Origin of the sequence: Imperialibacter roseus, assembly GCF_032999765.1 — a bacterium.
Classification (GTDB): Bacteria; Bacteroidota; Bacteroidia; order Cytophagales; family Cyclobacteriaceae; genus Imperialibacter; species Imperialibacter roseus.
In genome coordinates this window covers 528963-548083 of the sequence record NZ_CP136051.1, presented here as the reverse complement: position 1 = coordinate 548083, position 19121 = coordinate 528963, and the positions used below count along the sequence as shown (strand labels likewise).

At 48.5% G+C, this 19121-nt stretch carries 14 protein-coding genes; 13 read left to right on the top strand and 1 reads right to left on the bottom strand.

The window, feature by feature from the left end; genetic code table 11:
- Positions 1 to 234: 234 nt before the first annotated feature.
- The 13 genes from RT717_RS02345 to RT717_RS02285 all read left to right on the top strand — a co-directional run bounded on the left by RT717_RS02345 (position 235) and on the right by RT717_RS02285 (position 17961).
- The gene (locus RT717_RS02345) at positions 235 to 1410 is read left to right on the top strand and encodes a cystathionine gamma-synthase family protein (protein ID WP_317490139.1); all 1176 of its coding nucleotides are present in this window, start codon (positions 235 to 237) and stop codon (positions 1408 to 1410) included.
- 132 nt (positions 1411 to 1542) lie between these two features.
- On the top strand, positions 1543 to 2001 hold the full coding sequence (locus RT717_RS02340; RefSeq protein ID WP_317490138.1) for a YdeI/OmpD-associated family protein: 459 nt from the start codon (positions 1543 to 1545) through the stop codon (positions 1999 to 2001).
- A 226-nt stretch (positions 2002 to 2227) separates the two neighbouring features.
- Positions 2228 to 2731, top strand: coding sequence for a hypothetical protein (locus RT717_RS02335; RefSeq protein WP_317490137.1), 504 nt, complete (start codon positions 2228 to 2230; stop codon positions 2729 to 2731).
- A 12-nt stretch (positions 2732 to 2743) separates the two neighbouring features.
- Positions 2744 to 3082: a PadR family transcriptional regulator gene (locus RT717_RS02330; protein WP_317490136.1), complete on the top strand. Its 339-nt coding sequence runs from the start codon at positions 2744 to 2746 to the stop codon at positions 3080 to 3082.
- Positions 3079 to 5706 carry an ABC transporter permease gene (locus tag RT717_RS02325; RefSeq protein ID WP_317490135.1) on the top strand — a complete coding sequence of 876 codons (2628 nt, stop codon included), beginning with the start codon at positions 3079 to 3081 and terminating at the stop codon, positions 5704 to 5706. The genes RT717_RS02330 and RT717_RS02325 overlap by 4 nt, the downstream gene beginning before the upstream one ends.
- Positions 5707 to 5858: 152 nt before the next feature.
- Entirely contained in the window at positions 5859 to 7319 is a 1461-nt protein-coding gene (locus RT717_RS02320; protein WP_317490134.1) for a serine hydrolase domain-containing protein, read from the top strand.
- 28 nt (positions 7320 to 7347) lie between these two features.
- Positions 7348 to 8121, top strand: a complete 774-nt coding sequence (locus RT717_RS02315; RefSeq protein WP_317490133.1) for a CHASE2 domain-containing protein — start codon at positions 7348 to 7350, stop codon at positions 8119 to 8121.
- 258 nt (positions 8122 to 8379) lie between these two features.
- On the top strand, positions 8380 to 10347 hold the full coding sequence (locus RT717_RS02310; protein WP_317490132.1) for a sialate O-acetylesterase: 1968 nt from the start codon (positions 8380 to 8382) through the stop codon (positions 10345 to 10347).
- A 49-nt stretch (positions 10348 to 10396) separates the two neighbouring features.
- The gene (locus tag RT717_RS02305; RefSeq protein ID WP_317490131.1) at positions 10397 to 11938 is read left to right on the top strand and encodes a glucuronyl esterase domain-containing protein; all 1542 of its coding nucleotides are present in this window, start codon (positions 10397 to 10399) and stop codon (positions 11936 to 11938) included.
- 139 nt (positions 11939 to 12077) lie between these two features.
- Entirely contained in the window at positions 12078 to 12905 is an 828-nt protein-coding gene (locus RT717_RS02300) for a helix-turn-helix domain-containing protein (protein ID WP_317490130.1), read from the top strand.
- 137 nt (positions 12906 to 13042) lie between these two features.
- Positions 13043 to 13927 (top strand): TraB/GumN family protein, encoded by an 885-nt coding sequence (locus RT717_RS02295; protein WP_317490129.1) that lies wholly within the window; start codon positions 13043 to 13045, stop codon positions 13925 to 13927.
- A 199-nt stretch (positions 13928 to 14126) separates the two neighbouring features.
- Complete coding sequence (locus RT717_RS02290; protein WP_317490128.1) at positions 14127 to 15959, top strand: vWA domain-containing protein; 1833 nt, start codon at positions 14127 to 14129, stop codon at positions 15957 to 15959.
- A 199-nt stretch (positions 15960 to 16158) separates the two neighbouring features.
- Positions 16159 to 17961 carry an SGNH/GDSL hydrolase family protein gene (locus RT717_RS02285; RefSeq protein WP_317490127.1) on the top strand — a complete coding sequence of 601 codons (1803 nt, stop codon included), beginning with the start codon at positions 16159 to 16161 and terminating at the stop codon, positions 17959 to 17961.
- A gap of 74 nt (positions 17962 to 18035) precedes the next feature.
- Here the strand turns inward: RT717_RS02285 and RT717_RS02280 are convergent, their stop codons facing one another.
- Positions 18036 to 18962 (bottom strand): hypothetical protein, encoded by a 927-nt coding sequence (locus RT717_RS02280; protein WP_317490126.1) that lies wholly within the window; start codon positions 18960 to 18962, stop codon positions 18036 to 18038.
- Between the last annotated feature and the right edge of the window lie 159 nt (positions 18963 to 19121).

Below are 19121 nucleotides of genomic sequence, written 5' to 3'. Positions count from 1 at the left end.
ATTGTTTTTCCCGTCCTGCGTTGGGATGACGATGTAAGGGTGACTCCGGTCTGGCTCGGGACATCGGCTCCATCCGCCATGTCAAAAGCAGCGGCACAAAAAAAAACAGAGGCACTGCATGCACAACATTTGGTGTAAAATTGGTAGAAGCATGATTGACAATGCCGTATTTTAGGTTGACCATCCGGCCATCACCTGGTGGGATGTCCAAAGAGATCGATAAACCTACCATTTATGACCCAACTTAAAAAAGGCACGCTCGCCGTGTGGGGCGGCGAAACTGAAAGATTCCCATATGGCGCCACCACACCACCGATTGTCAATAGCGTTACCTATGCCTACGAAAATCTCGACGACTGGTACGACGTGGCCATCGGCAAGCAGGAAGGCCACATTTATAGCCGCAACACCAACCCAACCGTGCGGGTGCTCGAAGAGAAAATTACCGCCCTGGAAGGAGCCGAAGCAGCCATATCCTTCGCCACCGGCATGGGAGCCATCAGCAATACATTGTTTGCCTTTCTTACGGCAGGAAAAAGAGTCGTTTCACTGAAAGACATCTACGGCGGCACAAGCCGCATTTTTCTCGACTTCCTACCCTCTTACAAAGTGGATGTCGCACTATGTGATACCACAAATCATGAAGCGCTGGAAGCTGAAATTGCCAAAGGCTGTGACCTCGTTTACCTCGAAACGCCCACCAACCCCACGCTTAAAGTAGTGGACATCAAACGGCTGGCAGCTGCGGCTAAGAAAGTCGGGGCAGTCGTTGTCGTCGACAACACGTTTGCCACTCCCATCAATCAAACACCACTGAGCCTGGGTGCTGACCTGGTAGTGCACAGTGCCACCAAATACCTCTGCGGACATTCTGATGCCATGGGGGGACTGCTGGCTGGTAAAGCAGATTTGATTCGCAAAGTGTACCAGTTCCGGGAAATCAACGGCGCTAGTCTGCAGGCCGATCCCGCCTACCTCATTGCGCGGGGTATGAAAACCCTGGAGCTGCGCATTGAGCGGCAAAACGCTTCGGCTATGAAGATCGCCACCTTCCTGAAAGCCCATCCAAAAATCGACGATGTGTTTTATCCGGGCCTGGAAAGCCATTCAGGCCATGCTATTGCGAAATCGCAAATGTCGGGCTTTGGAGGGATGATGAGTTTTGCGCTGAAAGGCGATTACGAAAGTGTAAAAACATTCCTGCACGGCCTCAAGCTGGTGCACCTGGCTGCCAGCCTAGGCTCAGTAAGCACGCTGGCCGGCCCGCCCCGCACCACCAGTCATGTGGAGCTGACCACAGCCCAACGTGCACAGTTAGGCATTCCTGAAAGCCTTATCCGCTATTCGGTCGGCATCGAAAACCTCGACGACCTGCTCGCCGATCTCACCCAGGCGCTCAACAGAATCTGATGCCTCCGAGGTGAAAAAAGCCGTGGTTGGAAAAGTTACCTCGTGTCGCATTTCACCTCCTTTTATGTCGGCAATGCCACTTTCGGCTTTGAGCAGATTTACCAACTTTGATTCAACCAAAAATGAAAACAGATGAGCGGATCGAAGCAGACCTTTCAAACGACCATTCTTCAAACGGGTAATAACACAGGCATTCCTGTGCCAGCAGAAATTGTTGAAGCGCTTGGTGCGGGCAAAAAACCCCTCGTGGTGGTCACAGTAAACGACTATACCTACCGAAGCGCCATTGCCACCATGGGCGGAAAATTCATGATTAGTTTCAGTGCTGCCCACAGAGCAGCCTCCGGCCTCGCTGGTGGCGACAAAGTGAAAGTAACGCTGGAAGTAGATACGGCTCCCAGAACGGTGGAAGTACCGGAAGATCTTCAGAAAGCACTGGACGCTCAGCCTGCCCTTAACAGCAAATTCGAAGGACTCTCAAACAGCAAGAAAAAACTGCTGGTGCTTCCAATTGAAGATGCGAAAACAGAGGAAACAAGAGCCAGAAGAGTTGAAAAAGCCATACAAATGCTTGAAGGCGGTAAAATCTAATATTCAGTTACCAGCAACCACCACAGACTCACAAAATTGGTGGACCTCATATTATCTTCTTTAAGCCGACAATCATCAATACTACAATTAGGATATTGATTGATTATCACTACCTTTACCAATACTACAAATAAGACATTGCTTGTGTGTAGGGCGGCCGGAATGTGAAAAGGGAATCCTCATCGCAGCCGGTTAGCAAACAAAAACTCACTAAAAAGGACTTATTATGAACAGATCACAATTCATGAAAGGCTTTGGCTTAAGTGCATCGGCTTTACTGATCGCACCAAATACCATCCTTGGCCAGGAGGACAAACCCGCCCCTTACCAAAAAGACATCGTGCAACAGTTTGTTGGTGCCGGCCATAGCAACCTTGGCAAGGTAAAAGAGCTGTTGGCTGAGTTTCCCAACCTGATTTACAGCAGCCACGACTGGGGCAATGGCGACTTCGAAACAGCCATCGGAGCCGGTGGCCATGTCGGCTACAAGGAAATGGTCAATTTCCTCATCGATGCCGGAGCAAGACCCACCCTGCATGCGCTTACTATGCTTGGCAAGACTGAATTGATCAAGCCTATTATTGAAGCCTATCCTCAGATGGTCCATACACTCGGACCACATGGTTTCACTTTTCTGCATCACGCCCAAAAAGGCAAGGAAGACGCCGCCGAATTACTTGCCTATTTCGAGTCGAAAGGGCTGAAGGAAACCAAAGTAGCTATTAAATAAGAAGATTGACATATGAAAGAATTTCAACTAGGCGAGTTCGAGGAGATTGTACTCCTGACCGTTGGTGTTTTGTACCCTGAAGCCTATGGGGTAGCATTAAAAGATGAAATCGAGAGCCGACTGAAGCGAAAAGTGAGTGTTGGGGCTCTGCAGTCTGCCCTGCGCAGGATGGAAGGCAAAGGCTACCTCCACTCCAGAGAAGGCGAACCCAATACCGAAAGGGGCGGAAAGCCCAAGCGCTTTTTCACTATCACGGCTTATGGAAAAAAGGCGCTGGATCACTCAAAGGATGTGCGGCTGGCGCTGTACAATGACATTCCCCCTGTTGCATTGGATTTCAAATTCGCATGATCAAACGGCTGGCGAACCGGCTGCTCAGGTGGTACCTCCACCCCGATTTTTACCCCGACATCAGTGGTGACCTGGAGGAGCTATACCTGCGCAACAGGGCAGCTTCGCCGTTGGTGGCCGATTGGAAGTACATGCTGCAAGTGATTGTACTTTTTCGGCCTTCATTGATGCGAACATTTTTCAAAAACTCAATTATAAAGGACACAGGTATGTTAAAAAATTATTTCAAAATAGGTGTAAGGAGCCTGCTCAAACAGAAGGCCTTCACCTTTATCAATGTAATGGGGCTGGCAGTTGGGCTGGCGGCCTTCCTGCTGATTCAGCAGTATGTAAAGTTTGAAGAAAGCTATGACCGGCACTTTGCCGATTCTGACCAATTGTATCGCCTGACAACCGATCAGGTGGTAGACAGCGTGCTGGGCACCAGGGATGCCATGTCATTCGCCCCCTCTGGCAAAGCGCTGGTGGAAGAGGTGCCGGAAATTATCGACGCCACCACCACCTACCAATTTGGGGGGTTGATCTTCAGAAAAGGAGAAAGCTTCGTAACCGAGGAACGTGTAATAGCCGTCGATGAACATTTCCTGAATTTGTTCACTTACGAAGTGCTCAGCGGCAATACTGCCTCTCTCTTAAGTGAACCGAACAGCCTTGTGTTATCGGAATCGAAGGCCAGGTTTTATTTTGAGAGTCAAGATCCTGTTGGCAAAACCATCTACCTGCAAGATTTTGAGAAAGATTTTAAGGTCGCTGGTGTGATTGCTGACCCCGGTCAGAACACTCATTACAAATTTGATATCCTTATGGCCATCAGCACCATCAAAGAGCGGCTTGATGAAGAGGCTTGGAACGGTTATAACTACTATACCTATGTAAAACTCGACAAAGAGGCCAATATCGACAATATCAGGCCAATGCTGCCTGCCCTGTCAAAGAAATACATGGGAGAAGACAACACCCTCGTATTCAATCTTCAGCCCGTGATTGACATTCACCTTTATTCCGATTTAACCTTTGAACCAGAGATACACGGCAGCGCCCGGGCAGTCAGCTTCCTCAACCTTATTTCCATTTTTATCCTGGTCATTGCGTGGGTCAATTACGTGAACCTCTCCACGGCCAGGTCTTTTGACAGAGCGAAAGAAGTGGGCATCAGAAAGGTAGTGGGCGCCCGTCGGAATCAGCTCGTTTTTCAATTCATGACAGAGGCTTTTATGATCAATGTGCTGGGGGCTTTACTTGCCCTTGGGCTGGCAGAGCTTGCCTTGCCATCGTTCAACAACCTGATCAGCAAAGAAATACTCGATCATGCCTGGAATGATGAAGGATTTCTCAATAATGTAGGTCTCTTTGCTTTTGTTGGCACACTGGTGTCTGGTGTGTACCCTGCCCTGGTGCTCTCCGGGTTCAGGCCCGTGATGGTGCTGAAAGGCAAATTCAGAAACTCCAGGCAAGGGATTTGGCTCAGAAAAGGGCTCGTGGTGCTTCAGTTTGCCGCCTCTCTGTCGCTAATTGCCTGCACCTTTATCGTCTATCAGCAGGTCAGTTTCATGCGGTCAAAGGACATCGGCATGTCAATTGATCAGATAGTTGGGTTCAGAGGCCCCAGATCCAACAACGAAGATTTTGCAGCTCAAACCCAGAAACGTACTTTGTTTGCTGAGGAGCTAAAAAACCACCCTGAAATAAAGGGCGTGGCCATGATCTCCAATCTGCCGGGCGGTGGCAGCTCCGACGTGAATTCAAGCAGCGGAGGGATCAAAATCGTCGGCAAAACCGACTTACTGGAAGCCACCACTTACATTCTGTATGTTAACGATGAAGTAATCGATCTGCTTGACATCAATCTCCTTTTTGGCCGCAACTTCGACAGAACCAGGGGTATCGACACGGCAACCGTGCTGGTAAACGAATCCTTTATCAAGCGGTTTGGCCTGGAGGTAAATGAAACGATAGTCAATGAAAAGATTCAGTTCGGCAAAAACCCCGAAAACCCAAAATGGAACATCGTGGGAATCGTTGAGGACGTGAACCGCAGCTCTCTCAAAAATGCTGTTGAACCAACCGTTTATTTCTACAATGATGCACCACCACAGGTGATGGTAAAGCTGGAAGCAGGCAAGTATCAGGAGGGTCTCGATGCGCTGGCTGCCACCTGGGACCAGTTTTTTCCCAGTGCACCTCTGAAGTATGCTTTTCTGGATGAAAGGTTTGACGGATTGTACCAGGAAGACAAAAGGTTTGGCTCCGTTTTCGGTGCGTTCTCAGTACTCGCTCTCATAGTGGCCACGCTTGGCCTTTTTGGCCTCTCCTCTTTCATGGCGATTCAGCGCACCAAGGAAGTGGGCGTTCGAAAAGTGCTGGGCGCATCGGTGGGACACATTATTGGTATTTTCTACAAAGACTTCTTAAGCCTGATAATTATGGCTTTCCTTGTGGGAGCGCCACTTATTTACTTTGGAATGAATGATTGGCTGGACGGCTATGCTTACCGGATCAGCTTCCCGTGGCTGTTTCTTGGCTTGTCGCTGTTCATTGTGCTGGCGATTGCCTTGCTCACGGTAGGCTATCAGGTATACAAAGTGGCTGTTTTGGATCCTTCAAAAACACTGAGATACGAATAGTACCCAAAGAAGAGCATTCGAGCAACTTAAAAGCCATCCGGTGGGGTGGCTTTTTTTGATGTTCCGCAAATTGACCTCCTTTCGGTACATTCTGCTATCTTGCTTACTATTAAACAACTTTACCCTTAACACAAACCCACCTAACTTACTTCATGAAACTTCTGACATTTCCTGCGCTCATTTGTTTTTCCATCTTTTACTCCTGTTCCACCCCAACCCAGGTAGGCAATGGAGACGCCGCCCAGGTTATCGAAAACAGCCTGGTGGCTGGCTTGCAAATCAAAGGTGAACCAAAGAAGATCTACACGCTTGCTGAGAGAATGGCCCACTATAACGTGCCTGGAGTAAGCATTGCCGTAGTAAAAGACGGAAAGGTTAGCTGGGCCAAAGGCTACGGAACCGCCAACGCTCAAACCGGTAGCCTGGTTGATGTGAACACACTCTTTCAGGCAGGATCCATCAGCAAGCCTATTGCCGCTCTGGCTGCGTTAAAGCTTGCTGAGGAGGGGAAAGTTGAGCTGGATGCCGATGTAAATACGTATTTGACAAGCTGGAAAGTCCCTGACAGCGAATTTACTCAAACTGAAAAAGTAACACTCCGTCGGCTGCTGACTCATACGGCTGGCACCACTGTTCACGGTTTCCCTGGTTATCACCCCTCCATGATATTTCCGGGCATTGAAACGGTATTGAATGGCAGAGGCAACACACCCGCCATCTACGTAGATACAACTCCCGGCACCCTTTGGAGGTATTCAGGCGGTGGCTATACGATCATGGAAAAGGTAGTTGAAGATGTAACCGACTTGCCACTCGACATTTACCTGAAGCAAAGTGTTTTGGAACCTCTGGGTATGGAACACAGCACTTATACGCAGCCACTACCTGCCGATCGTGCTGCTGAAGCCAGTGCCGCCTATGATAGCAATGGCACCCTCATTGACGGGCTTTGGCACAACTATCCTGAACAGGCAGCTGCCGGCCTCTGGACCACCCCATCCGACCTGGCCAAATATTGCATCGAAATTCAATCCATAGTGGCTGGCAAAAAGGATGGCATCTTATCGCAGGAAATGGTGACCCGCATGCTCACCAAAGGCAAAAATGACTGGGGACTGGGGCCATCACTGAAAAACGATAGCGAAGACCTGATTTTTCAACATGGCGGCAAAAATGCAGGCTTCACAAACAATATGGTAGCCTTTGCCCATAAGGGAGAAGCCATTATCATAATGACGAATGCCGACAACGGTGGCCGGCTGATTGGCGAAATCATCAATTCGGCCTCTGACTACTACGACTGGGGACTTTCGAACGTAAGAACCATTGAAACCATCAAACTTTCTTCGGAAAAACTACAGGAATTTGTCGGAAAGTATCAGTATTCAGAGCAGGTGCCGGGATCCGGCAGCTATTATATTGAAGTAAGGCTGACGAATGGTCAGCTGACTGTAATTGACCCTGACCAAAACACATCATTCAGTCTGACACCGACGGAGGCTATGAAATTCATCGACCTGGAAAAAGGAGACCAGATTGTCTTTTCAGCCAGTGAGAATGGCCCGGTGGTCTTGCTTTGGAACAACAACTACAGGTTTTATAAAGTAGAGTGAGGTCAGACTTTGAACCAGCGATCAATCTATGAATAGGTATGTCATTCTTCTAAGCCTCACACTGCTGAGCTGTAGCGTGCCGAAGAGCTCTCCAATTCAGAAAGACGTGGTCACCATCATCAACATAGGCAAGACCGACAGAGTCAGTCTTGGCCAACAGTTGGCTGTAGTCAATAAGTTTAGTCCAAAGGTAATTGGCCTCGACATCTTTCTACTAAAAGACAGCCTCGCCAAGGATTCCATTATTGTGAGGGAGCTAAAAAATGCCCGTCAGGTAGTCCATATTTTCAAACCAGAGGGTTATAATCAACAAACCAATGAATTTGATGAGTTGATATACCCGCATCCAAAATTTCAGGCCAATTCCTACAGCTACGGCTTTGCCAATTTAATTGTTGAAAATCAAGCAACCGGAAATATCCCTGCTGCACTTAGAACCATTGACAAATCCTATGTCGCTCAAATGAAACTTGGGGATAAAATATTCAACTCGTTTAGCTACGAACTGGCTGCAAAGGCATATGGTGTGAAAGACAAATATCAGAATAAGCCAGATGAATTATTTGAGATCATGCCGACACTGCAAATGGACAGCATCACGATAATTGACTACAAAGACCTGCTCCTTGGTAATTTTGACAGCGCTTCTCTGCAGAACAAAATTGTGCTCTTTGGTTATGTTGGAAATGAGGAGGATCAATTTGCAATGAAGGATGGTAGTGTGCACAATGGCATAGAAATTCATGCGGCCGTTGTACGGGAAATAATGTCAAAACCAAACGAAGTGATGCCTCCCAAATAGTCTTCATAGTAATCGGGAATCCGAACGCTAATTCTCCTTTTTCACTTTCTGGAGACATTCAACAGATCGGCATTTCATGTCTGTGTCGCAAAACAAAGCCAAGTCGGACGCAGGGTACGCCACCTATGCTCTAGGGCATGTATACAAAATATCATATCTTCATTGTCGAACTTGAAAGCATGTTTGCATTTATCGGCAATTTTTTAAAGAACAAAAGCCATTCGGTCTGAAGCTTAAACTAACCACCCGTTGAAACAAATGAAGAAAGAGACAGGAATGCTCAAAAAGCATAATTCGTTGGTAACTGTCAGAAGACTCCTTCTACTTGCGCTACTGATAGCCCCGCTGACGCACGGCTTTTCGCAAGTGAAGCTGCCACAAATCATCACAAATGGTATGGTTTTGCAGCGTGACGCAAAACTCAACATGTGGGGGTGGGCGTCTCCCGGCGAAAAGGTCACCCTTGCATTCAACAACAAGCGATATAAGGCAACAACCTCTGCAGAGGGAAAATGGCAGGTAGAGTTGCCTGCCATGAAAGCCGGTGGCCCGTATCGCATGACTATTTCTGGCAAGAACACCATTACCCTCGAAAATATCCTGCTTGGTGATGTTTGGTTTTGCTCGGGGCAATCGAACATGGTTCACCAGCTAAACATCCATGATGTGACCTATGCCGATGAAATAGCCAATGCCAACTACCCTGAAATACGGCAGTTTCTTATCCCAACCCGCAATAGTCTGGCCAGCCCATTGGAAGATTTGGCTGACGGCTCCTGGAGCCAGGCCGTGTCAGAAGAGGTGAGACCTTTTTCGGCCGTGGCCTATTTTTTTGCGAAAAAGATCTATGAGAAATACCATGTGCCCATCGGCCTGATCAACGCCAGCGTGGGCGGCACCCCTATTGAGGCGTGGACAAGTGAGGAAGGCTTCAAAGAATTCCCTTCGATCCTGCAAACCATAGAAAACAATAAGGACACGGCCTATGTCAATGCCATCAATAGAAAGGCAAGGCCCAGCCAGCCTCTAAAGCAACCCGAAGACAAGGGACTAACCGAGCCAAAACCATGGTATGCTGTTGATTTTGTCCCAAAAAACTGGCGTACCATCAACATCCCAGGCTACTGGGAAGACCAGGGTGCCAAAGACCTGAATGGCATCGTTTGGTACAGGAAAGAAATTGATGTGCCAGCCTCAATGGCAGACAAAGAGGCGAAGGTATTTCTTGGGCGGATAGTGGACGCAGATGTGCTCTACATCAACGGAAAAGAAGTCGGAAACAAAACGTATCAATACCCACAACGAAGGTACCCGGTTCCCGCTGGTCTGCTAAAGGCTGGAAAGAATGTCTTTGTGGTTAAGGTCACTAACTACAATGGCAAAGGTGGGTTCGTGCCCGATAAGCCCTATTGCTTGTTTGCCGGCACCGACACTGTCGACCTTAAGGGCTACTGGCAATACAAAGTAGGCGTTGTGTTTGAGCCCCAGCCAACATTGCCACCAGGCATCAGTGCCCAAAATCAGCCCACGTCACTGTTCAATGCCATGGTCGCTCCCATCAACAATTATCGCATCAAAGGAATACTGTGGTATCAGGGCGAAAGTAACGCAGGCAAACCTGCTGAATACGCTGACCTCCTGCCAGCACTGATCAAAGACTGGAGAAATCAATTCAGTTATCCCGACGCACCCTTTATTTATGCCCAATTACCCAATTTTATGGACGTGAACTACCTGCCCTCAGAAAGTAACTGGGCCATTTTGAGGGAATCGCAATTGAAGGGCCTGAAAGTTCCCAACACGGCCATGACGGTAAATATTGATTTGGGAGAATGGAATGATATTCACCCTGACAATAAAAAGGATGTAGGAGAAAGAATGGCCCTTGCTGCCCTTAGGATAGCTTATGGTGAAGAAGTTGTTTATTCAGGCCCTTTGTATCAAAATTACTCCATCGAGGGCAACAAAATAACGATCTCCTTCTCTCATACCGGTGGTGGTTTAATCGCCGATGATGGAGAAGCACTGAGCGAATTTGCCATTGCCGGAGAGGACAAAAAATTTGTTTGGGCACAGGCGAAGATTGAAGGTGACAAAGTGATTGTTTGGAGCGACGAAGTGACCGAACCAAAATATGTGCGGTACGCCTGGGCCGACAACCCTGACAATCCAAACCTGTATAACCGGGAAGGCTTACCGGCCTCCCCGTTCAGGACAGATCAATGATGCATGGCCCTTACAGCTATTTCTACCAGATTATTAACAACACCAGCAAATGAAAAACCTACTTATCCTATTATTTACTGCTTCACTCAGCCAGGTGGCTGTTGGCCAGGGGGCAAAAAATGACAGCAGCAAATACCCGCCCCTGGTCACCTTTACAGCCCAGGAAGACCACGCCAACATGATGCAGCAGCTGGGCATTCAACAGCTAAGACCAGGCCCTAGTGGCAATGAGTCGGCACCCAACCATGCCAACTACGACGAATCCATTGCGAACCCCTGCCCTCAGTTGCCAGACCTTCTCGTAACCAGCAGCGGCAAAAAAGTCACCTCGGCCGACATGTGGTGGAAGCAGCGCCGGCCTGAAATTGTAGAAGACATTGAACGGGAGATGTACGGCCGCCTGCCGAAAAACATCCCGGCAGTGACCTGGGAAGTGAAAATCACCGACAAAGAGTTCGTAGGCCGCATACCTGTTATAGCTAAGCAATTGGTGGGGCATGTCGACAACAGCGCATACCCGCTCATCAATGTCGACATCAACATGATGCTGGTGGTGCCCACCAATGTGAAAGGCCCTGTACCCGTTTTAATGATGTTTGGCCGTCCCTCATTCCCTTCACCAGCCCAGCCTTCCAATAGCGACATGGAGACCCTGAATGCTGCTTTTAAAGAAATGATGATTAAGAGCAATCCTGAGGTAAAGGAAATTTTTGATCGTTATCCCGCCTATACGCCCGTCACGAAACTGCCCGGCCCTAACTTCTTTGCACCGGCTCCTACCGGCGATTCTCCCCCCACGGAGCAGCTGTTGGCAGCGGGCTGGGGTTATGCCACCATTGAGCCTGCCAGCATCCAGGCCGACAACGGTGCCGGGCTCACCCGGGGGATTATTGGCCTGGTGAACAAAGGCCAACCACGCAAACCTGAAGACTGGGGCTCACTGCGTGCGTGGGCATGGGGAGCCGCAAGAGGCCTCGACTATTTGGAAACAGACACCCTGGTAGATGCAAAGAAAGTGGGTATCGAAGGCGTATCACGGTACGGAAAAGCTGCCCTGGTAACCCTCGCTTTGGAGCAGAGATTTGCCGTAGGATTGATCGGATCTTCAGGAAAGGGAGGCGCTGTACTTCACCGACGTGTTTTTGGCGAAGCCGTGGAAAACCTCACTGGTTCGGGCGAATACCACTGGATGGCGGGCAATTATCTTAAATATGGCGCCTCCAAAGCAAAATTTGGCAGCAAGACAGGCTGTGACCTGCCCGTTGATTCTCACCAATTAATTGCACTGTGTGCTCCTCGTTTAACATTCATCAGCTACGGAATACCAGAAAAAGGCGATGCCAAATGGCTGGATCAGCAGGGAAGCTACATGGCTACGGTGGCGGCCGGCCCGGCATTCAAGCTGTTAGGCGTCAAAGACATTGGAGTCTCCAATAATTATCAGACTGAGCAAATGCCGCCCGTTCTCACAGGTCTGCTCGGTGGTGAGCTGGCATGGCGACAACATGACGGAGGGCACACCGATGCCCCCAACTTCCAATATTTCATTCCATGGGCAAGCAGTTTTTTAAAGTACGAGAAAACACAATAACTCAGGCTGCAACCAAAGAGTAGGCCTGATTTGATATTGCTTGTGACCAGGGAGGGTGTCCTCAACCACTCACCACAGTTTTGCAACAAATTCTACCCGCCAAAGTATACTCATTCCATGCGGTCATAAGAGCATCAGTATGATTTATGAGTACCAGGAGTTTAAGCTGAACAGCGTGCTTAGTCGGTATATCGACTGTGTGTGGACAGAAAGCTACACACAGCGGCCAGAAAACAAGGGGCGAACCTACCTCGTGGTACCTGACAATACAGTGGAGCTAATCTTTACCTCCGGTACGCTGGAAAGAAAAATAAAAGATGGGCTGGGAAAAGTAGAGGTTTTGGGAAGTCACCTCTCAGGATTGAAAACCATTGCACAGGATGTAAAAGTTGACGGAGAAATGAACCTTTCTGTTCGTTTCAAGCCCCACGGACTTTACCCATTTATCAAACCACGCCTTCAGGAAACCATCAATCAGTCAATTCCTATTGAAGACCTTTTTGGAAAAGATATACTGGAGTTGGAGAGCCAGCTCTTTGAAACCCACTGCCTGCTGGATAGGGTTAGGCATATTGAAACCTACTTTTTGAAAAGATTGCTGACGCTCAATCGGCAGGCTGACGCTACCTTCGACTACCTGATTAACCGCATTGTGGACGGCAGGGGCGCTCACCGCATACTCGATCTGGCTGAAGAAACTGGCGTCACCATAAAAACTTTTGAGAGAAAATTCCTGCAAAACCTGGGTGTGTCACCCAAGCAGTGCGGGCAGCTGATTAGGTTGTTTCATACACTGAAAGCCACCAACAAAGCCAGCCAGGTCAACCTGACAAGCATTGCCCACGACAATGGCTTTTATGACCAGATGCACTTTATCAAAGAAATGAAGAAGTTCACACGCCTAACACCAGGAGAGTACCTAAAAGCTCCAAGGGAATTGCAGATGCCCATTTTCACAAGAAACTGAAGCTAAACATCTTTTGTCCAGTTTTTACTATCCTGCTGTGTTGTAACCTCGCAATTTTGGCAATTAAAATCATAGCTGGCTTCCTCTATTTCACCAAGGCATACTCAAGGATATCTAAGTAGATACAACACTGACTGATGAAAAAATTTGCATCTATTCTTCTTGCAATATTCCTCGGCTTTATCGCTGGAAGGCTTGCTGCCAGCAACCACCAGGGTGAGGTACCCGGCACACTTTTATTCCGGGTAGTTTCACCCGATGGCACAACTGAATCCTACCTCTTTGGTACTCACCACGCCTTTAGCAAGTCTTTCTTTGATACACTGAAAACTGCGAAGGACAAACTCATGGCAGCGGAGATCGTGATTACAGAATCAGACCCCGCACCCGGGCACACAGCCAACGACATTGTGAACACCCGCACGGCTGACACTCAATGGCCAAAATACCTGACAAAAACTGACCTGGCCTACTTACGAGAGCGCCTGCAACACAGCCCCGCCAACTTTGAAAAGCTGCGGCCTGAGGAACTGCACGCAGCTCTCAACAGAGAATACACCATTAACACCTGCAACACAAGATCCGCCGCCGATCCCAATCTCTCAATCGACGAAATTATCGGCTTTCTTGCCAAGCAGGCAGGCAAGCGGGTGATTGGCCTGGAAACGGCCGAAGAGCAACTGGAGTTAATCAGGAAAGACATTGAAGGCATGCCACCAAAAGTGCATAAAAAACGTCTGTCCCGGCTTATCCAATTGATAAAGAGCGGAGGTGATACCCAAAGCTGCGAAGCCACCAGCATGTACCGGGAAATGGCCTTTGATTACCGGCTAACGGAGCCCTGCCGTAACAGCCTCATGCTGACCGAACGCAACGCTCGATGGATAGAAAAAATCGCTGGTGATCTCCAGTCCTCAAGCTGTTTTGTCGCTGTCGGCCTAAGTCATCTACAGTTTGAATGCGGATTGATCAGTCAGCTGAGAGAAAGAGGGTTTGTGGTGACGCCCGAGGAAACTCATTAACGGCCCTCACTTACACCACCTCTATATTTCGTACCCGCCATGGCTTTGGTGGGAAAGCTTTGTCTGTCTGACGGTTACAAGTATCACTCAGTTTAAACTCAATAATTAACGAGATGAATGAGCGGTAAAAATACAGGTTGATCGGTTCTAAAATGTTACCAACTACATAAGTAACATTATAAACCGTAAACATACCGTTATGAAAAAACTTCTACACCTCATGCTGCTCAGCCAGTTTGTATCAATAGCTGAAGCAACTGCCTTTGGGCAAATTGTATCGGGTAGGATCACCGACCAGGGCGATGGTTCACCTATCCCGGGCGTAAATATTGTAAAAAAGGGATCAACCCTGGGCACAGCTTCCGACGTAAACGGCCACTACCAAATTGAGCTGGATCCAGCAGATAAGAACATCATTGTATTTTCATTCCTTGGCTACGTCACCCAGGAGGTTGATGTCGGCAAGAGAACTGTAGTCGACGTGACCCTGTCAGCAGATGTTCAGCAATTGCAGGAAGTAGTCGTAACTGGGCTGGCGTCACAACTCCAGGGCCGAGTAGCCGGTGTTTCCGTTGTAACAAGAGGCCGGAAAAAACAGCAATACCAGCCTGTTTCCCAGGAAAGCTATGCCAAAATTGAAGAGTCCGGCTTTCAAAAGGTAACCAAAAAACCTCTGTCTACCTTCTCAGTTGATGTGGACGGCGCTTCCTACAGCAATATGCGTCGGTATATAGAAAGTGGCTCGCTGCCTCCAAAAGATGCTGTCAGGATCGAAGAAATGATCAATTACTTTGACTACGATTACGCTCAGCCCGAAGGAGAAACACCTTTTAGTGTGAACTATGAGCTATCGTCGTCCCCCTGGAACAAGAAGAGCCTGCTCCTGCATATTGGGTTACAGGGCAGAAAAATTGAAATGGATCAACTGCCTCCCTCCAACATCGTCTTCCTCATCGATGTTTCGGGGTCGATGTCCGATCCTGACAAACTCCCCCTTCTGAAATCATCACTAAGGCTCTTGGTTCAGCATTTAAGACCGGTTGACCGGGTCGCAATGGTTGTGTACGCCGGAAGTTCAGGCCTGGTTTTACCGTCGACCGATGGCGACCGAAAGGATGTCATTCTTGCGGCGCTGGACAAGTTATCTGCTGGCGGATCGACTGCTGGTGGCGAGGGATTGAAGTTGGCATACAAAGTGGCCGCAAGGAATTTTATTGAAGAAGGTAACAACAGGATTGTACTTGCAACGGACGGAGATTTTAACGTTGGCTTACAAAGCAATGATGAAATGGAACAGCTGATCGAAGAAGAAAGAAAAAGGGGTATCTCCATTTCAGTATTAGGCTTTGGTAGAGGGAATATCAAAGATGACAAAATGGAGATCATCGCCGACAAAGGAAATGGCAACTACTCCTACATCGACAATCTGCTCGAGGCCCAAAAGGTACTTGTGAGTGAGTTTGGAGGTACCTTCTTCACTATCGCCAAAGACGTAAAATTCCAATTGGAGTTTAACCCGGTTCATGTGGCGGAGTACCGCCTCATCGGCTACGAAAACAGAATTCTGGACGATGAAGACTTCGATAATGACAAAAAGGATGCAGGGGAAATTGGTGCTGGCCACACAGTTACTGCCCTCTACGAAATTGTACCAGCCGGAAAGAAAGGCACTGCTTCAGGGTTGAAGTACCAGAACTCACAGCCATCAGAGGTGGCGTTGATAAGTAACGACCTGGTAACTTTAAAACTCAGGTACAAAAAGCCCGATGGGTTCAGAAGCCAACTGGTGGAATTCGTGGTAAAAGATGAGCCGGTGGCACTGGAAGCTACAAGCGCCAATTTCCGGTTTTCAGCCTCGGTAGCTCAGTTTGGCATGCTTTTAAGGGATTCTGACAAAAAAGGTTCAGCTACGTGGGAATCGACCTACGAACTTGCCATCAATGCTCGAGGCGACGACCCAAAGGGCTATCGTGCTGAGATGATCAGGCTGGTGGAAACTGCCAGTTTGCTTGACACCCCTTTAGATAACTAAAAAAGAAGACCGGCCGGTAGCTTCAAACTCACCGGGCCGGTCTTTTTGTTATTTTCCAGAGACGAAACTATACAACCCTTTCCAGAGCAGGAATAAAACCACCTAATAGTTTTTCGAAAGGCTTTTTAAGTAAAATCTATTAGATTGAATTTCCCTTTTTAGCAAAAAAAGGCTTTCGTTATTCTATTTTCAACACCTCATGAAAAAACACCTACTCGCCATCGTCGTTTGCCTTGTTACCTTCAGCGCCGTCTCACAAGAAACCCCGACGCTCAAATGGTGGAACCCGGCCCAACACGATTTTCCCGTGATAGAAGGACAAGCCTGGGCAGGCGAAACGAAAGCTCCTTACGACAGGCTACCTGCCAGGGCGGAAGGCAAGGTTCCACCAGCAGTTTGGAATCTTTCTCAACATTCAGCTGGCCTGATGATGCGGTTTCGTTCTAATTCTTCGCAGATTGTTGTTCGCTACATTTCGAAACCGAAGGGAGAAGGCAACAACTACGGCATGGATCACATGCCCGCCACGGGCGTAAGTGGTGTCGACCTCTACGCCATTACTAATGAGGGACGGGAAATCTGGTGCGCTGCCAAACGAAACTTTGGTGATACCATTACCTACCGCTACGAAGGGCTGAGGCCCAACGACCAATTCCACGAATTGGGCCGAGAATACCGCCTATATTTGCCGCTTTACAATTCGGTTTCCTGGCTGGAAGTGGGCGTGGAAACCAGTGCTCATTTCAAGCCTCTGCCTGTTCGAAAAGAAAAGCCTATCGTCGTGTACGGCACGTCCATTGCTCACGGTGCCTGCGCTTCCCGGCCCGGCATGGCATGGACATCGATATTGGGAAGAAAAATGGATAGGCCACTGATCAACCTGGCTTTCAGTGGCAATGGCCGCCTCGACAGCTCCGTCGTAGATTTTGTCAATGAGATCGACGCCCAAGTGTTTGTGCTCGACTGCCTGCCCAACCTGATTCCAGGCACGTGGGAAAGGCTCGGCATCAACGGAGAACAGGGGCTAAAGGATCGGGTGCTAACGTCAGTTCGTGCTTTGAGGGCAAAGCATCTCACTACACCAATTTTGCTGGTGGATAACGCTGGCTATACAGACGCTCTTGTCAACGACGATAGAAAGTGGCAATACACCACGGCCAACCGTGTTCAACAGGAGGCATTTTATCAGTTAAAAAAAGAAGGAGTAAGCGGGCTCTTCTACCTGACAAAAGAGGAGATTGGCCTGGGACTGGACGATACGGTAGATGGCACCCACCCGACAGACCTCGGCATGCTTCACTATGCGCAGGGCTACGAAAAAAGCTTGAGGGCCATTTTGAATGAACCGGTGGGAGTCGCCTCCACTACCAAACCAGTCACACAATACCGAGAGCCTAACAACTACGACTGGGAAGAGCGCCACAACGAAATTTTGCAAATGAACGCCGCTGCGCCACCTAGTATGGTATTCCTGGCCAACTCCATCATCCACTTTTGGGGTGGACTTCCCCGAACCAAAAGAGTGGTAGAAGAAGAATCGTGGAAAACGCTGTTCACACCTGCAGGCATGCGCAACCTGGCCTATGGCTGGGACAGAGTGGAAAACGTCCTCTGGCGGGTATACCATGGTGAACTGGATGGTTTCGAAACCAAAAAAATCTTCATCATGATAGGCACTAATAACCTGCACTTGAATACGGACGACGAAATTCTGGAGGGGCTGAGCCTGTTGCTCGACGCCATCAAAATCCGCCAGCCGAAAGCGGAAGTTACGTTAATGGGGCTTTTACCACGAAGAAATAACGAACAGCGAGTGGCGAATCTAAACCAGGAAATGGCCAGGCTTTCAAGTACTCAGCAGGTAAAATACGCTGACCTGGGTGCCATCTTCTTAAACAAAGACAACAAGATTGACGAAAGCCTTTTCTCAGATGGTCTGCACCCTAATGCTGCTGGGTATGTGAAGATGAGAGAGTTGTTAAAGCCATTGATGAGTAAGTAATAGAAAACCCCTTTCTTTCCAGAAAGGGGCCCCACAGATTAAGCAGCCAGATAAATAAGGTCGATGGTTTGCCCTTATCGGTTTTTTACTTCTGCGGCAATGTCGCAGTCAAACGGGCTGAATCCCATGGAATTGTTGCCCGCATTAATGAAGTAGGCACCGTTGGACGATACACCGCCTGTACCAAAAAGATCACCCATCATGCAAGTGCCCTCTTTTGGATCCTTGCCGGCAAACATGCCTTCAAATCGAAAGCTCTTGGGGCTTTCGTACTTCAAATACGTGAGGTTGACAGTGGTGACATCATAGCCCCAGCTCTTCTCCAGGTGTTTTTCGATAGTGGCGAGCAGAGCCTCATCGTCGACCGTGTTTGATGCATCACCGCTGGTCCATTTGCGAACGATTTGCTCTCTATAGCCATCGTATAGTCCACTACCCTTTGCGCTCGAAATAGGGAAAGTAGCCTGCGATACGATGATGCCCGCACCCTTTTTTCCGCCGGTTTCCAGCCGTGCCTGCACCTGGTGGGTTCCCTCCGGCCAACTGCAGTCGTCCAGCCTATCACTGATTCTTCCGTTCAGGTAGTCCCCGTCTATTTCCTCTTCTATGTACCCTTGCTTTTTGGCTACGTCGGACATATCGCCCTCAATGTCAGTATTCGTGTCATAGAAAGCATACTCTTTCAGACACTCATTTTCTGTGATGAAATAAAACCGCACCGCATAATTGACCGACCCGCCAGTCATAGCGCTGCCCATGGTTTCGCTAGTGCTGGCAGCAGTCACCGGAAAATAGAGCAGGTATTGATTTACCGTTCCGTCTATGGTTGACACAGTTTTATTTTTCTGAAGATCACCATACAATATGGCATTGGTGGCATTTTCATCTTTTATCTTACCTGCATCAGGAAACATTTTATCCCGCCATTTATCAGCAGAAAGCTGGGCATTGGCCAAATAGCAAGCGCAGAAAAAAATCAGTAGCGTTAATCTGGTTTTCATGATCAAAAGTTTTTCGGTTTCGACTTCTTGATTCGAAAGCTTGCCCAATGGCATCAATTATCCAGCTAGCATTGAGTCAACGACCTTTTTTTTGAGTGAACGACCACCTGGAGGCAACGAAAATTTCTGTCTTTTCAAATACTCTGTTTTGTTAGAAAA

Bases quoted from the DNA above. Each gene is read 5' to 3' on its own strand.
- RT717_RS02345 (WP_317490139.1), top strand. From the start codon at position 235: ATGACCCAACTTAAAAAAGGCACGCTCGCCGTGTGGGGCGGCGAAACT.
- RT717_RS02340 (WP_317490138.1), top strand. From the start codon at position 1,543: ATGAGCGGATCGAAGCAGACCTTTCAAACGACCATTCTTCAAACGGGT.
- RT717_RS02335 (WP_317490137.1), top strand. From the start codon at position 2,228: ATGAACAGATCACAATTCATGAAAGGCTTTGGCTTAAGTGCATCGGCT.
- RT717_RS02330 (WP_317490136.1), top strand. From the start codon at position 2,744: ATGAAAGAATTTCAACTAGGCGAGTTCGAGGAGATTGTACTCCTGACC.
- RT717_RS02325 (WP_317490135.1), top strand. From the start codon at position 3,079: ATGATCAAACGGCTGGCGAACCGGCTGCTCAGGTGGTACCTCCACCCC.
- RT717_RS02320 (WP_317490134.1), top strand. From the start codon at position 5,859: ATGAAACTTCTGACATTTCCTGCGCTCATTTGTTTTTCCATCTTTTAC.
- RT717_RS02315 (WP_317490133.1), top strand. From the start codon at position 7,348: ATGAATAGGTATGTCATTCTTCTAAGCCTCACACTGCTGAGCTGTAGC.
- RT717_RS02310 (WP_317490132.1), top strand. From the start codon at position 8,380: ATGAAGAAAGAGACAGGAATGCTCAAAAAGCATAATTCGTTGGTAACT.
- RT717_RS02305 (WP_317490131.1), top strand. From the start codon at position 10,397: ATGAAAAACCTACTTATCCTATTATTTACTGCTTCACTCAGCCAGGTG.
- RT717_RS02300 (WP_317490130.1), top strand. From the start codon at position 12,078: ATGATTTATGAGTACCAGGAGTTTAAGCTGAACAGCGTGCTTAGTCGG.
- RT717_RS02295 (WP_317490129.1), top strand. From the start codon at position 13,043: ATGAAAAAATTTGCATCTATTCTTCTTGCAATATTCCTCGGCTTTATC.
- RT717_RS02290 (WP_317490128.1), top strand. From the start codon at position 14,127: ATGAAAAAACTTCTACACCTCATGCTGCTCAGCCAGTTTGTATCAATA.
- RT717_RS02285 (WP_317490127.1), top strand. From the start codon at position 16,159: ATGAAAAAACACCTACTCGCCATCGTCGTTTGCCTTGTTACCTTCAGC.
- RT717_RS02280 (WP_317490126.1), bottom strand. From the start codon at position 18,962: ATGAAAACCAGATTAACGCTACTGATTTTTTTCTGCGCTTGCTATTTG.